Origin of the sequence: Gemmatimonas sp., from assembly GCF_036405635.1 — a bacterium.
In the GTDB taxonomy this organism is placed as follows: domain Bacteria; phylum Gemmatimonadota; class Gemmatimonadetes; order Gemmatimonadales; family Gemmatimonadaceae; genus Gemmatimonas.
In genome coordinates this window covers 1-14172 of record NZ_DASWXE010000217.1, presented here as the reverse complement: position 1 = coordinate 14172, position 14172 = coordinate 1, and the positions used below count along the sequence as shown (strand labels likewise).

11 protein-coding genes and 1 pseudogene are annotated in these 14172 nt (G+C 65.9%); 1 reads left to right on the top strand and 11 read right to left on the bottom strand.

Annotated features, from left to right (window positions below):
• Positions 1 to 665: response regulator transcription factor (locus VGE27_RS17165; RefSeq protein WP_331050902.1), on the top strand; the 665-nt coding region annotated here is incomplete at its 5' end.
• A 60-nt stretch (positions 666 to 725) separates the two neighbouring features.
• Here VGE27_RS17165 and VGE27_RS17160 read toward each other — a convergent pair.
• The 11 genes and pseudogenes from VGE27_RS17160 to VGE27_RS17110 form a co-directional block, all read right to left on the bottom strand.
• Positions 726 to 2189 (bottom strand): amino acid permease, encoded by a 1464-nt coding sequence (locus VGE27_RS17160; RefSeq protein WP_331050901.1) that lies wholly within the window; start codon positions 2187 to 2189, stop codon positions 726 to 728.
• Positions 2190 to 2327: 138 nt separating this feature from the next.
• Complete coding sequence (gene ftsA / locus VGE27_RS17155; protein ID WP_331050900.1) at positions 2328 to 3584, bottom strand: cell division protein FtsA; 1257 nt, start codon at positions 3582 to 3584, stop codon at positions 2328 to 2330.
• Positions 3581 to 4327 (bottom strand): cell division protein FtsQ/DivIB, encoded by a 747-nt coding sequence (locus VGE27_RS17150; RefSeq protein WP_331050899.1) that lies wholly within the window; start codon positions 4325 to 4327, stop codon positions 3581 to 3583. The genes ftsA and VGE27_RS17150 overlap by 4 nt, the downstream gene beginning before the upstream one ends.
• Positions 4328 to 4347: 20 nt before the next feature.
• Positions 4348 to 5841 carry a UDP-N-acetylmuramate--L-alanine ligase gene (gene murC / locus VGE27_RS17145; RefSeq protein WP_331050898.1) on the bottom strand — a complete coding sequence of 498 codons (1494 nt, stop codon included), beginning with the start codon at positions 5839 to 5841 and terminating at the stop codon, positions 4348 to 4350.
• Complete coding sequence (locus tag VGE27_RS17140; protein ID WP_331050897.1) at positions 5838 to 6989, bottom strand: UDP-N-acetylglucosamine--N-acetylmuramyl-(pentapeptide) pyrophosphoryl-undecaprenol N-acetylglucosamine transferase; 1152 nt, start codon at positions 6987 to 6989, stop codon at positions 5838 to 5840. The genes murC and VGE27_RS17140 overlap by 4 nt, the downstream gene beginning before the upstream one ends.
• Entirely contained in the window at positions 6989 to 8185 is a 1197-nt protein-coding gene (locus tag VGE27_RS17135) for an FtsW/RodA/SpoVE family cell cycle protein (protein ID WP_331050896.1), read from the bottom strand. Before VGE27_RS17135 ends, VGE27_RS17140 begins: the two co-directional genes overlap by 1 nt.
• On the bottom strand, positions 8182 to 9606 hold the full coding sequence (gene murD / locus VGE27_RS17130) for a UDP-N-acetylmuramoyl-L-alanine--D-glutamate ligase (RefSeq protein WP_331050895.1): 1425 nt from the start codon (positions 9604 to 9606) through the stop codon (positions 8182 to 8184). Before murD ends, VGE27_RS17135 begins: the two co-directional genes overlap by 4 nt.
• Positions 9607 to 9610: 4 nt before the next feature.
• Complete coding sequence (gene mraY / locus VGE27_RS17125; protein WP_331050894.1) at positions 9611 to 10753, bottom strand: phospho-N-acetylmuramoyl-pentapeptide-transferase; 1143 nt, start codon at positions 10751 to 10753, stop codon at positions 9611 to 9613.
• Positions 10753 to 12177 (bottom strand): UDP-N-acetylmuramoyl-tripeptide--D-alanyl-D-alanine ligase, encoded by a 1425-nt coding sequence (locus VGE27_RS17120; RefSeq protein WP_331050893.1) that lies wholly within the window; start codon positions 12175 to 12177, stop codon positions 10753 to 10755. Before VGE27_RS17120 ends, mraY begins: the two co-directional genes overlap by 1 nt.
• Positions 12174 to 13748, bottom strand: a complete 1575-nt coding sequence (locus tag VGE27_RS17115; RefSeq protein ID WP_331050892.1) for a UDP-N-acetylmuramoyl-L-alanyl-D-glutamate--2,6-diaminopimelate ligase — start codon at positions 13746 to 13748, stop codon at positions 12174 to 12176. Before VGE27_RS17115 ends, VGE27_RS17120 begins: the two co-directional genes overlap by 4 nt.
• 3 nt (positions 13749 to 13751) lie before the next feature.
• Positions 13752 to 14172, bottom strand: a pseudogene (locus VGE27_RS17110) (hypothetical protein); the annotation flags it as partial.

The window sequence follows — 14172 nt, the reverse complement described above, 5'->3', positions numbered from 1 at the left end:
TGCTGGCCGCCGGTGTACGCAGCAATCTCGAGTTCGAGGGCTATCAGGTGAGCGTCGCGGCCACCGGCCGAGAGGGACTTCGCCTGGCGAAGTCTCGCGCGCATGCGCTGATCGTGCTCGACCTCATGCTGCCCGACATCGATGGATTTCGTGTCTTGCGGGAGCTTCGCGAGCAGGGTGTTGAAACGCCCGTTCTCATCCTGACCGCCATGGGCGACGAGACCGACAAAGTCCGCGGCTTCCGGTTCGGTGCCGACGACTATGTCACGAAGCCTTTCGGACTGATGGAGTTTCTCGCCCGCGTGCAGGCGCTGTTGCGCCGCAGTCGCAGTGGGCGTGAAACGCCGGCGACGCCTCAGGAGAGTGCGTATCGCTTCGGGGACATCAGCATCGCCTTCAGCACCCGCTCCGTCGCATTGCATGGCGCGCCGGTTGTGCTGCGCCCCCGTGAGTACGACCTGCTCGTGGCGCTTGTACGCCGTGACGGCGCCATCGCCTCCCGTGAGGAATTGCTGCGCGAGGTGTGGGGCTACGACGATTCGGTGGTGAGTCGCACCGTGGACACACACATGGCGGAGCTCCGGCGCAAACTGGAAGCAGATCCATCGGAGCCACGCTGGTTGCTCACGGTTCGAAAGACTGGCTACCGCATCGCAACGAGTTGAGGTGATGGGATTCGGTGGCGTGGGCCCAAAGCGGCTCGCCACCGAATCTCGCCCACTCCTTCAGGTGTCCTGCCCCTGCTGCGTGCGCAGCATCCGTCGTGCGCCAGCCGCCCGCTGACGGCTGTACCCGAAATACACGACGAATCCGAGCGCCAGCCATGCGATGAGGCGCGCCCACGTTTCCAGCGGCAGGCTCACCATCTGCAGCACGCAGGTGGCCGCGGCGCCCAGTGGCACCCAGGGCACCCACGGCGTACGGAAGGGGCGCGGCACGTCGGGCGCCGTGCGACGCAGCACGATCACTCCCAGTGAGACGAGCGTGAAGGCCAGCAGCGTGCCGATGCTCGTCAGTTCGCCAAGCTTGTTGATCGGTGTGAGACCAGCGACCAGCGCGACGACACACGCTGTGAGCGAGGTACTCAGGTGCGGCGTGCGAAACGTGGGGTGCACGCGCGCGAACAACGATGGCAACAATGCATCGCGGCTCATGCTGTAGAAGATGCGTGTCTGCCCCAGCATGTTCACCAGCATGGTGCTGAAAAGTCCGAACAGCGCACTGACCTTGATGAACGGGCTGAGCCAGCGTGCGCCGGTCGCATCGATGCCTACCGCCAGTGGATCGGCGACATTGAGCTTGGAGTATGGCACGATGCCGGTGAGCACGATTGCCACGCCGATGTACAACACCGTACAAATGGCGAGCGACCCGAGCATGCCCAATGGCATATCGCGCTGCGGATTTTTCGCCTCCTGCGCAGCAGTGGACACGGAGTCGAAGCCGATGTAGGCGAAGAACATCACGCCCGCGCCGCGCAGTACACCGCTCCACCCGAAATCGCCGAACGCGCCCGTGTTGGCCGGAATGAACGGCGTGAGGTTGGCGCGCTGCACATACCCGATTCCGACGCCGATGAACACCACCAGCACCGTGCACTTCAGCAACACCAGGAAGGTGTTCACACTGGCGGACTGTCGCACACCCCGGATGAGCAGCGCCGCTACGGCCACCACGATGAGCGCGGCGGGCGCATTGAACAAGGCGACCGCGCTGCCCCCCATGCCGTCCGCGACAATGGTGCCGGGCGGCGCGGTCAGTGCCGCAGGAAACGGCAGGCCCACATCACGCGCGAGACTCACGAAGTAACCGGACCACCCCACCGCGACCGTGGCAGTGGCCAGTGCATACTCGAGCACCAGATCCCAGCCGATCACCCACGCAAAGATCTCACCAACCGTGGCATAGGCATACGTGTACGCGCTGCCCGCCACCGGCACCATGGCTGCAAATTCGGCGTAGCACAGGCCCGCCAACGCACACGCCACGGCCGACAACACCATCGACAACACCAGCGCCGGTCCGGCATGCTGCGAAGCGGCCGTACCCGTCAGCACGAAGATGCCGGTGCCAATCACCGACCCGATGCCAAGCGCGGTGAGAGCGAGCGGGCCAAGCGATCGTCGCAGGAGGCCGCGTTCGGCCTCCACGGTGAGCTCGGCGATGGACTTTCGATGGAAGAGGGACACGGGCGCCTCAGGTGGGAGAGCGAGCCACGTGACCCAAGCGTCACGGGCGCTTCCGCATGGTCAGCGGAAAGCGCCCGTGAGAACAGCAAAACAGCGTGAGCGTCCAGTCAGGAACGCACCAACACCGTCAGCAAATGGTCAGAAGAAATCCTGGAACCAGGTCTTCACCTTGTTGGCAAACTTGTCGACACCGCCGCCGCTCAAGCCGGTACGACGTGTGACGATGCCACCGCTCTGCGCGAGGCGATGTGCACCGTACAATGCAAGACCGGTGACCGTCGCAAAGCGCGGATCGGACACCGACTCCGACAAGCCATCGAGCTTGACGCCTGGCACGCCGATGCGCACGCCGAGACCGAACACGTCGGCCGCAAGCTCACTGATGCCTTCGAGCGAAGCCCCACCGCCGGTGAGCACCAGTCCTGCGTTCAGCTTGCCGTTGTAGCCGGCGTTCTGGATTTCGCGCTGGACCTTGTCGAAGATCTCGTCCATGCGCTGATGAATGATGTGCGTCATCAGTTCACGGGAGAGATGCCGTTCCCCATGCGATCCCGAGGCCGGCATCGCGATCACCTGCTCCGGATCGACGAGCGGCTCGTACGCACAGCCATACACTTCCTTGAGCTGCTCGGCGTCGTTCTGCGTGATGCCGAGCCCCTGCACCAGATCGCTCGTGACGTTGTTGCCACCAAAACCGATCGTGCCGAGGTGTCGAATCTTGCCTTCGTGGAAGATCGCGAGATCGGTGGTGCCGGCACCAAGCTCCACCAGCACCACGCCGAGCTCCTTCTCCTCGTCGGTGAGCACGGAGAGCGCACTGGCCAGCGATTCGAGCACGAGCTCCCGCGTCTTGTAGCCCGCACGCTCGATGGCCTTGCGCAGGTTCATCGCCGGCGAGCTGCCGATGGTGACCAGATACATCTCGGTTTCGAGACGCGTCCCGATCATGCCCACCGGGTCACGAATGCCGTCGGCCTTGTCGACGCGATACTCCTGCGGGATGGCGTGCAGCAACTCACGATCCTGCGGGATGGCCATGGCACGCGCTACGTCATTCACGCGATCGACATCGGGGCGCGTGATCTCATCGCCGCTGATGGCGACGACGCCCGACGAACCCACCGCGCGCACGTGTTCACCGGCAATGCCCACGTACATCGCGTCGGGCGCGACACCGGACACACGCACCGCTTCTTCGACGGCCGCGCGGATGGAGCGGGTGGCTTCCTCGATGTCGGATACGACACCGCGGCGCAAACCCATCGTGCGGGTGTGTCCGAGCCCCAGCACCTTGAGGCGGGGAGCCCGCGGCAGATCGCCATGCACCGAGGCCACGAGGGCGGTGGTGTAGGCGGTGCCGATATCGAGTGCGACGACGACGGGTTCGGAAATCATGGCTGTCTTGCAATCACCTGGTCACGGAAACGCAGATCGAGTTCCACCGCGCGCAGGCCGTTCCGCGCGAGATCCGTCTCCACAGGTAATATGTCCTTGAAGCGGGCCACGGTCACGTCGGGAGTGGTTCGAATCGTGATATCGCCGAGCACAAATTGCAGTTCGGCCTGTCCGGCGCGTGCCGCCGATGTGACTCGGCCGTACAAAGTGGGCTCCGATTGCCGTAAACCGTCGAGCAGGTGCATGAGCGTGCTGTCGGCGCTGCTGGCGATCGGGACGTCGAGCGCCACCCGGGCCGGGTCGATCGGCAGGGCGTGCCCGCTGCCGTCGGTGGGCTGCAATCGCCCGCGCACCTGCACCAGCGCCACCGGCTCGCGCTCCAGCACGCGCACCACCAGTGTGGACGGCAGTCGTCGCGTCACTTCGGCGGACGTCACCAGCGCGTGCTTGGCCACCCGTTGCGAGAGGGGCTCGAGCGGTTGCCATACAGACTGCAACGTGTCCACGTCGAGCAAGGCGACCAATTCGGCCGCCCGCGCGTACCGGACGCCCTCGAATTCGACGCGCCGGACGTGGAAGAAATCGAGACGTGCGAGAGCCCGAGGTCCCCACCAGGGCGAACCGACCACACCGGTCACCGCGACCAACAGCGCAAACGCGCGGAGCCAGCGCACCCAACGCGGGCGCGCCGGGGCACGACGGGTGGACTGATCGGCGGAGCGATCAGCAGGACGATCCGGCATGGTGCTACCTGCGGCGGGCATCAGCGCGCGGACGCACTCCGCAGGACGTCGAGCAATGCGGGCCCTGCCTTGGTGATGTCACCGGCGCCCATCGTGATCACGACGTCACCGTCCGAAACGCCAGCGGCGAGGGCCGCTGCTACGTCGGCGCGCGGGCCCTGCCAGCGCACCACGTCAGCCGGAATGCGATTGGCCACCAACGCCGAGGTGACCGTGGGATCGGGCGTTTCGCGCGCGCCGTAAATATCGCAGAGATACAGCGCGTCCGCCTCACGCAGCGCGTCGGCAAACTCCTCCTGCAAGTCACGCGTGCGCGAATACAGGTGCGGCTGAAACGCGAGCACGATTCGACGGCCGGGAAACGCATGACGGGCCGCGGCCAGCGTGGCACGCACCTCGGTGGGGTGATGCGCATAGTCGTCGACCACCTCCACACCGCCAGCGGATCCCAGTCGCTGGAAGCGCCGCTGTACGCCGCGGAAGGCCGCAAGCCCCGGTGCCATCTGCGGCACGGTGCATCCGAGCGCGAGTCCCGACCCGATGGCCGCCAGCGCATTGCGCACATTGTGCAGCCCGGGCACAGCGAGGGTGATCTCACCAAGGCGTTCACCGTCGAAGACGACCGTGAAACGCGAGCCCGCTGCATCGAGCACCAAGTCGGCGGCAATCAATCGTGCGTCCCCGGCGCGCGCTGCGGGCGCCGTGCCCGGCGCGGTAGCCGAGTACGCGATGATCTCGCGGCTGCTGGCCACACGCAATGCCATCGCACCGTCGTCGTCGGCGCAGCGTACCAGTGTCTTGGCCTTGGACACGTACACTTCGAACGTGCGCGTGATGTCGTCGAGATCGCGGTAGATGTCGAGATGATCGACTTCCACGTTGAGCACCACGGCGACCGTGGGATCGAGGGCGAGGAACGACCGATCGTATTCGTCGGCTTCGACCACGTAGGTGTCGTCGCCAAGACGCAGATTGCCTTCCCAGCTCTCGACACGACCGCCCACGACCCCGGTGGGATGGCGCCCGGCGCTGGCGAGCGCTTCGGTGGTCATCACGGTGGTGGTGGTCTTGCCGTGTGTGCCCGACACACCGATCAAGGTGCCGCCACTCACCGCATCGGCCAGCGCTTCCGCGCGGCGGATGATGGGAATGCCGGCAGCGCGCGCCGCAGCCATTTCGGGATGCGTGGCGGGAATGGCCGACGAATACACCAGCGCGCGCGCGTTGGCGACGATGCTCGCGTCGTGCTCGGTGACTTTCACACCCAGCGCGGCGAGATCGGGAGCGCCAGACGCATTGGCATCGGTGCCCTGCACAGCGACGCCGCGTCGCACGAGCAGTTCCGCCAGCGCACTCATGCCCGCGCCCGCGATGCCCACAAAATGCACCGGACGCGGATCGTCCGAGGCCAGCAGGACCAACCGCGATGCGGGGGTGCCGATATCATCCGCGCCGGCCTCGGAGGCCGACACGCCAGTCGCTTCACGCGGGATAGCCGTCTTGTCGCCAGTCATGGCTGGTAATATGGCGAATCGGCAGCGATCGGGATGTCGAGCAAGCCGAGGATGGACCGCGCGATCGCCTGCGCGGCGTCGGGGCGGGCACGAGCCTGCATCGCGGCCCGCATGTCGGCCAACCTCACCGGGTCGGTCAGCAGCCCGCGCACTTCGCTATCGAGGCGAGCCGCCGTGAGTTCAGGTTGCGGCAGATGAATGGCACCACCCGACGACGCCGTCGCACGGGCGTTGTACGTCTGGTGATCCTGTGCGGCGGTGGGCAATGGCACCAGCAGCGCCGGAATGCTCCATGCGCACAACTCGGCGATGGACATGGCACCAGCCCGGGCGATCGCGATGTCGGCCGCCGCATACGCGTCGGCGATGGGCGCGAGGTACGGGCGCACTTTCACGCGTGCGCTGTCACGATCGAGCCACGCCGCAGCCTGCTGCCGGCCGGTGGACCACAGCACGCACACACCGTGCGGCAGGCCCTGATCGATCCAGGCGGCCACGGCTTCGTTGATGGCGCGTGCGCCCTGACTGCCACCGGTCACCAGCACAACGAACGCGTCCTCGGGCAAATCCCACTTGGCGCGCGCCTCTCGCCGAGAGGGCGGCGGCACGGGCGGCGGCTCGATAGGACAGCCCAATGGCAACACATCGGTGTTTGCCCCCGGCTTGAGACGACCGGCCGCCTCGGAGAAGCCGAGGTACAGTGCACGCGCCCCACCCGCAAACGCGCGTGTGGTGAGTCCTGGATGACTATCCGGCTCATGCAGCATGGTTGGCACACCGTGGGCGCGTCCCCACGCCAGCGCGACACCGGCCGCGTAGCCTCCCGTGCCGATTACCGCGCGCGGGCGCGCACCAGCACTCAATGCGGAAATCGCGCGCCATGCACTGAAGGCTCCCACCACCGTGCGCCAGTTGTTCCAGGGCGCGCTGCGATAGAGCGGGTGCAGATCGAGCAGCGTGTGCGGGAACGCAGTGGCCGGCAGAATGTCCCGTTCGATGCCACGCCGCGCGCCGATGAAGTGCGGCTGGACCTGAGGCGCGAGACGAACGACAGCCCGCGCAATCGCGAGGCCGGGATAGAGATGGCCACCGGTGCCACCGCCGGCAAAAAAAATCCGCTGCGGTTGTTGCTGATGCGGCGGCGCCATCACGACGGGACGGTCACGAGCGGATCGGTGGCCGACGTGCCGAAGACGCGCTCGCGCATGCTGCCGATGTTCACAAGGATACCGGTCATCGCGAGCGTCAACACGAGATTGGAGCGCCCATACGACACGAACGGCAACGTGAGCCCGGTGTTGGGCAGCAGGCGAATCACCACACCGAGATGAATGAACGCCGTGAACACCGTCGTGAACGTGAGGCCAATCGCCAGCAGCGTGCAATACGGAGATCGTGCCTGTCGGGCGATGCGGAAACCCAGCCACCCGTAGAGCGCAAAGGCCAGCGTGAGTCCGGCAATACCGATGAAGCCGAACTCCTCACCGACGATGGAGCCGATGAAGTCGTTGTAGGCAAGCGGCAGCCAGCCTCGCTGCTGATTGCCCTGCCCCAGTCCCACGCCCACGAGTCCACCAGCACCGACGGCGACCAGCGACTGGTACTGTTGGTCATTCACCGGCGAGGCATTGGTGCGCCCGGGGGTGTTGTCCTCACCAAAGAACGCGTCGACGCGCGCCTTCACATACGGGCTCTGCGACGCCTGATAGCCCACCAGCAGCAGGCCCACCACGCCGAACAGCAGGAAGTGCGACACCCGCGCTCCACCCACGAACAGCAGCACGGCCATCAGCAGACAGAACATCATGGCCACCGACAGGTCGGGCTCGAGCGCGGCGAGCACACTGAGCGTGCCAATCACCACGGCGAACGGCATGAGTCCCTTGCCGAGTCGCCGCACCATGGCCCCCTTCTTCACGAGCAGCATGGGTGTCCACACGAGGATGGCGAACTTGGCGAGCTCCGATGGCTGAATGGAGCCACCAAAGAGGTAGCGCCGTGAGCCATACACGCGCGTGGAGATACTCTCCGTGCCCGGCAGAATGATGACGAGCATCAGGAAGATGCTGATGCCCATGATAGGCCACGCGTACTTCCGCCAGATCTCGGCGTCCATCTTGGCGAAGATGGCGAAGGCCACCACACCGGCGAGTACACCGGTGGCCTGGCGCAATACGAAGAAGTGTCCGGGGCTTCCCGCCGACAACGCCTGCAACGCACTGGCGCTGTACAGCACGGCAAGGCCGAACGACATGAGAATGGCCGTGACGAGCAGCAGCGCCCGGGCTTCGAGTCCCATGCGCCACCGCTCGCGCACACCGGCCTGAATGGCGGGTGCGGTCATGCGTCCTGCTCCGCGAGTCGCGCGAACTCACGTCCACGTTCCTCGTAGTTGTTGAACATGTCGTAGCTGGAACATGCGGGCGACAACAGCACCACATCACCAGCGACCGCTTCCTGGTGCGCACGCGCCATCACCGCCGCAAACGATGGTTCGCTCACCTGCACAACGGGCACTGTACCGGCCAGTGGTGCCGCCAGGTCTGCGACGATGCGGTCGCCCGCTTCACCATAGGCGATCACGGTCTTCACGATGCGCCGAATCTCCGGCAGCAAGTCCGTGTACGGCTCGCCCTTGTGACGCCCGCCAAGCAGTAGCACGGTGGGGCGCGTCATGCCCGCCACCGCCACCTGCGTGGACGCCACGTTGGTGGCCTTCGAGTCGTTGATCCACAGCACGTTGCGCCGATCGACCACCGGCTCGAGACGATGCGGTGGCGCACGGAACGTGGCGACGGCATCGGCCAGCGTGCGCCGCGCGTCGGGCGTGCGAAACGCGTGGTCGGCCACCATGACCGCCAGCACGGCGGCCAGGACGTTGGCCACGTTGTGGTCACCGGCCAGCTGAATGCGATCGCGCGAGACAAACGGCTCGTCCAGCACAAGCAGCATGCCGGACTCGTGATGGTACGACGCCTGCACACCTGCTGTGCGGGTTGTGGAAAACCAGAACCACTGCCCGTCGATGCCATTCACCAACTCGCGCACCGCATCGCTGTCGGCCGTGGCTACCCAACGCGACTGCGGCACGGCATTCCGAAACAGCAGGCGCTTGTCGGCATAGTACTCGTCCACACCCGTATATCGATCGAGATGATCGGGGCTGAGTGTGGTGAGCACCCCGACATCGGGATAGATGCCCGGCGTATCGTGTAACTGGAACGACGACATTTCCAGCGCGGCCCATGTGGGCGGCGTGTCCTGCAATGCCAGCGCCGATACGGGGGTACCGATGTTGCCCACGTCGGCGGCGTTCACGCCAAGTGCTCGCAGCAGGTGGCCGATCAGCGCGGTGGTGGTGGTCTTGCCGTTGGTGCCGGTGACCGCGATGTAGCGCAGCGCCGGCTGCAGGCGCAGCGCGATCTCCACTTCGCCCACCACCGGCACCCCGGCCTCGTGCGCCGCGCGCAGAGGCGCTGCCGTCGGAGGCACGCCGGGACTGGCCACCACGGCGGACGCGCGTGCGATGCGCGCCAGATCGTGGCTGCCCACATCCACCGACACGCCAAGCGCACGCAGTTCGTTGGCCGCGTGCTGCACGCCCTCCCCCTTCGACGCGTCGGATGCGTACACCGCCAGACCGGCGCGGCGCAGCAACTGCGCTGCGGCCGAACCGCTGCGGCCAAGCCCGATCACGGCGAACTCGCCCTGTCGTTCGGACAGCCGTCGCGCCACGATCTGCGCCGTTTCGCTCGTGGGGGGCATGAGATCAGCGCAGCTTGAGCGTGCTGAGTGCCAGGATCGCGCACAGGATGCCGATGATCCAGAAGCGCACAACCACCTGCGTTTCCGGCCAGCCGATCATCTCGAAGTGGTGATGCAGCGGCGCCCGCTTGAACACCCTGTTCTTTTGCGCGTACTCGAGGCCGTACCGGCGGCGGCGATACTTGAACACCGTGCGCTGCAGAATCACCGATACGGTTTCGGCAAAGAACACCGCGCCCACGAACAGCAGCAGGAATTCGCTCTTGAGCAGGATGGCGATAGCCCCCACCGCGCCGCCCAGCGCGAGCGAACCCGTGTCGCCCATGAACACCTGCGCGGGGTGCGCGTTGTACCACAGGAAGCCGATGCATGCGCCCACGACCGCGGCACAAAACACCGTCAGTTCACCGGCACCACGCAGGTAGAACACCTGCAGATACGCACTGGTATCGACGCGACCCAACACGTACGCAAACAACCCCAACGTGAGCACGGCGATGGCCACGAGTCCTGACGACAAGCCGTCGAGACCATCGGTGAGGTTCACGGCGTTGCTCACACCCGTGAGGATGAACGTCACCCATGGGATGTACAGCCATGCCGCCCACGCCACCGCCGGCACCACCAAGACATACTTGAAGAACGGCAGTGTGGTGCTGGCACCGGGTAGCGTGGACACGGGCGACAACAGCAAGTAGGCGCCAAGCCCGAGCCCACACAACACCTGCCCTGCCAGCTTGTAACGCTCCACCAGCCCTTCGTTCTTCTTGCCCTCCCGCTTCTGCTTGAGCTTGAGGTAGTCATCGAGAAAACCGATGACACCCATCCACGCCGTCACGGCCATGGCGAGCAGCACGTACCGATTACTCAACCGCGACCACAGCAGCACCGGTGCAAACGTGGCCGCCAGAATGATCAATCCACCCATGGTGGGCGTGGTGCCCTTGCCGGCGTGTGAATCGGGCGTGCCTTCACGCACCACCTGATGCACCGCCATGGCTCGCAATCGGCGAATGATGGCCGGACCGAGAATGAAGCAGACCAGCAACGCCGTCACGAACGCGGCAGCCGCGCGGAACGTGATGTAGTTCAGGAGATTGAACAGGCGCACATCACGTGCGAGCGGCTGGAGCAGGAAATAGAGCACTAGTTCGTGGCCCAGGTGGTGAGCTGGGGGAGAAGTCGCTCGAGGCGCACGCCGCGCGACGCCTTGAGCAGGATGACGGCATTGCGGGTGATACGGGACTCGGCCGCGACCCATGCACTCTCGGGATCCTCGGCCACCACGACACGTCCATCACCGGCACCGATCGTGTCCGGTGCCACGCGCCGGAGTGCGTCGCCCATTTCACCCACACCCACGATCAGCCCGGCCGACGACGCCAGTGCTGCGCGGGCAATTTCTTCGTGCTGGGCCGCAGCATGCGCTCCCAGTTCGCGCATGGTGCCAAGAATGGCCACACGCTGACGTCCCTCGCCGACCCGATCGAGCAGCGCGAGGGCCGCGCGCATGGATGGCGGGTTGGCGTTGTATGCATCATTGATAACCGTGGTCTCGCCGATGGTCTCCCATACGCCGCGCATGTTGGGCACCGGCATGGCCGCGAGTCCGGCCGCTGCGCTGGCCATCGACACTCCACACGCGCGCGCAGCTGCCACGGCCAGCATGGCATTGGCGGCCTGGTGCGCGCCACGCAGTGGCAATGTGAAGTGCTGCCCGTCGACATCGAACCAGGGGCGCCCTTCATCGTCCAGTCCCCACTGCGCTGGGGAGAAATCGGCATCGGCGAGTCCGGCCGTCACCACCGCTTTGGCGCGTGCAGCAGCCAACGGCGTCACTTCCGGATGCGCGGCGGGCGTGATGGCGAGCGACACGTCGGCAAACACCTCACATTCTTCACGCAACACGCCCGCGAGATCGCCCAGGCCTTCGAGGTGTTCTTCACCGATACTGGTGAGCACGGCAACATCGGGCGCCGCCATGGCACGCAACGTAGCCACTTCACCGGGCGCGTTCGTGCCCAACTCCACCACGGCGATCTCGGCGTGCGCAGGAATGGCCAACAACGTGAGCGGCACACCAATCAGGTTGTTGAGATTCCCCGCCGTGGCGTGTACTTCGAACGTGCCGGACAACGCCGCCTTGAGCAGCTCTTTCGTGCTGGTCTTGCCGTTGGAGCCGGCCACCGCGATCACGCTGCGTCCCCATGCGTTGCGCCAGGCGTGGGCGAGCTGTCCCAACGCGATCAGCGTATCGGGAACGACATAGGTCGGCACACCAAGACCGGCCGCGCGCATCGGATCGCTCACGACAAAGGCAGCGGCGCCGGCATCGCGCGCCGTCCCGAGAAAGTCGTGGGCATCGAAGCGTTCGCCGCGCAGCGCCACGAACACATCGCCGCGCGCGATGCGCCGCGTATCGGTGGAAACGCCCGCCAACGGGTTCGGCATCGACGGGCCGGTGCCCAACGCCGCGGCGACGCGTTCGAAGGTCCAGTACGGGTGCGCCTGGTCGGGGGCAATCGCCGGCACCGCCATAAACGCGGTACCCGCCGTGGTGAATGCGCTCATGACGTCCCTTCCTCAGCCGTCATGGCCTCCCACAATTCCTTCACGATAGTGCGCTCGTCGAATGGATAGGACGTGGTGCCGCGAATCTGGTAGGTCTCATGCCCCTTGCCGGCGAGCACGACGACATCGTGCGCTGACGCGATGCGCAGCGCTTCCGCAATCGCCTCACGACGATCCACAATGCGCCGATGATCACGGCGCGTCATGCCGGCTTCAATGTCGTCGAGGATACGCTCGGGATCTTCTGTGCGCGGGTTGTCGCTCGTGACGATGGTCACGTCGGCCAGCTGTTCGGCAATGCCGCCCATGACGGGTCGCTTTCCACGATCACGATCACCACCACATCCGAACACCACGATCAAGCGACTGGGGGCACCGTCGGGACGCAGCGTAAACGGGCGCACCGCCTGCAGCGCGCGTTCCAGTGCATCGGGTGTGTGGGCATAGTCGCGCAGCACCGTGGGTTCGGTACGCAGACGTTCGAGCCGCCCCGGCACCTGAGGCGCCCGCGAGAGTGCCGTTGCCACTTGCTGTGCCGGCAGACCCATGGCGATGGCCGCCGCGGCCGCGCCGAGGGCATTGGCCACGTTGAAGTCGCCAATGAGCGGCAGTGAGACCTCGTGCCGTGTCATGCCGGTGTCGTCTCGCACCGTGAGCACGAAGTGACTGCCGGTCGCATCGAACGAGACGTCCTGCGCGGCGATGTCCGCGTCGTGCGTACCGCTGAACGTGACATGCCGGGAACCGGCCGCGACACCACCGGTCGCCACCGCGTCGCGCCATGTCGGATCATCGATATTGAAGCACGCCGTGCCATCGGCCGCGAGAAGCGGGAGCAACTCCAGTTTCGCGTCACGGTACGCGTCCATCGTGCCGTGATAGTCGAGATGATCACGCGTAAGGTTCGTGAACACCGCTGCCGCAAACTGCACCCCATCCACACGATGCTGGTGCAATGCGTGAGAGCTGGTTTCCATGGCCACATGCGTCACGCCACGATCGACCAGCGCGCGCAACACCCGCTGCAGCTCCACCGGCCCGGGCGTGGTGAGCCCGCTGCCGCCTGGCATCTCCGTACCACTGCTGCCAATCAGCACGCCCAAAGTGCCGATGGACGCCGACGTGGCCCCACCGCCATCGAGCAGGTGACGCAACAAGCCCACTGTGGTGGTCTTGCCATTGGTGCCGGTCACCGCAGCCAATGTGAGTGAGCGAGCAGGCCAATCATGGAATGCCGCGGCCGCGACCGCCGCGCTGCGTCGTCCGTCATGCACGACGATGGCCGGCAGGCCCGCAGCGAGTGCCGCATCTTCGTCTTCGACGATGGCGAGCACTGCGCCAAGCTCCTGCGCCTTGGGCAACCAGGTATGGCCATCCTGTGCTGCGCCCTTCACCGCCAGAAATGCCGAGCCCGCACCAACACGTCGGCTATCGTCCACGAGATCGGTGATCGAGGCCGGCAACGCGCCAACGAGATGCCGCAACTGCGCCGCATCACGCAAGGCATCGACAATCCGCGACACAGGTACGTGCGTCGCCGCATACGCCGTCGCAGCAGGAGTTTCGGCCATCATCTACTCGCGGTCGGCAGTGCGGGTCGTACGACGGGCCGTGGGCTTGGCCGGCGTCTTGTTTGACGCCTTGCCACTGGCCTTGGTGGTCGAGCGCGCGCCGGACTTGGCAGCCGGCTTCTGCGATGCACGCGGAGCAGACCGCGTGCTCTTCTTTGCCGGGGACTTGGCAGCAGGCCGCGTGGTCTTCGCCGACGGCTTGGCGGTCGACTTGCCGGTCGGCTTGGCGACTGGCTTCACGGTCGGCTTGGAGTCTGGCTTGTTGGTCGCCGCGTCCTTCCCCGCTTCTTCGTCCGAGGCCGCCTCACTCTTCGCGCCGCTCACGTTCGCGACCGGTGTGGCCAACACACGCACGGACGACGCAAAGCGCGGTACTTCGAGCTGCACCGTGGACCCACTGCGCAGCGCCGTGCCCGTAGCCGGA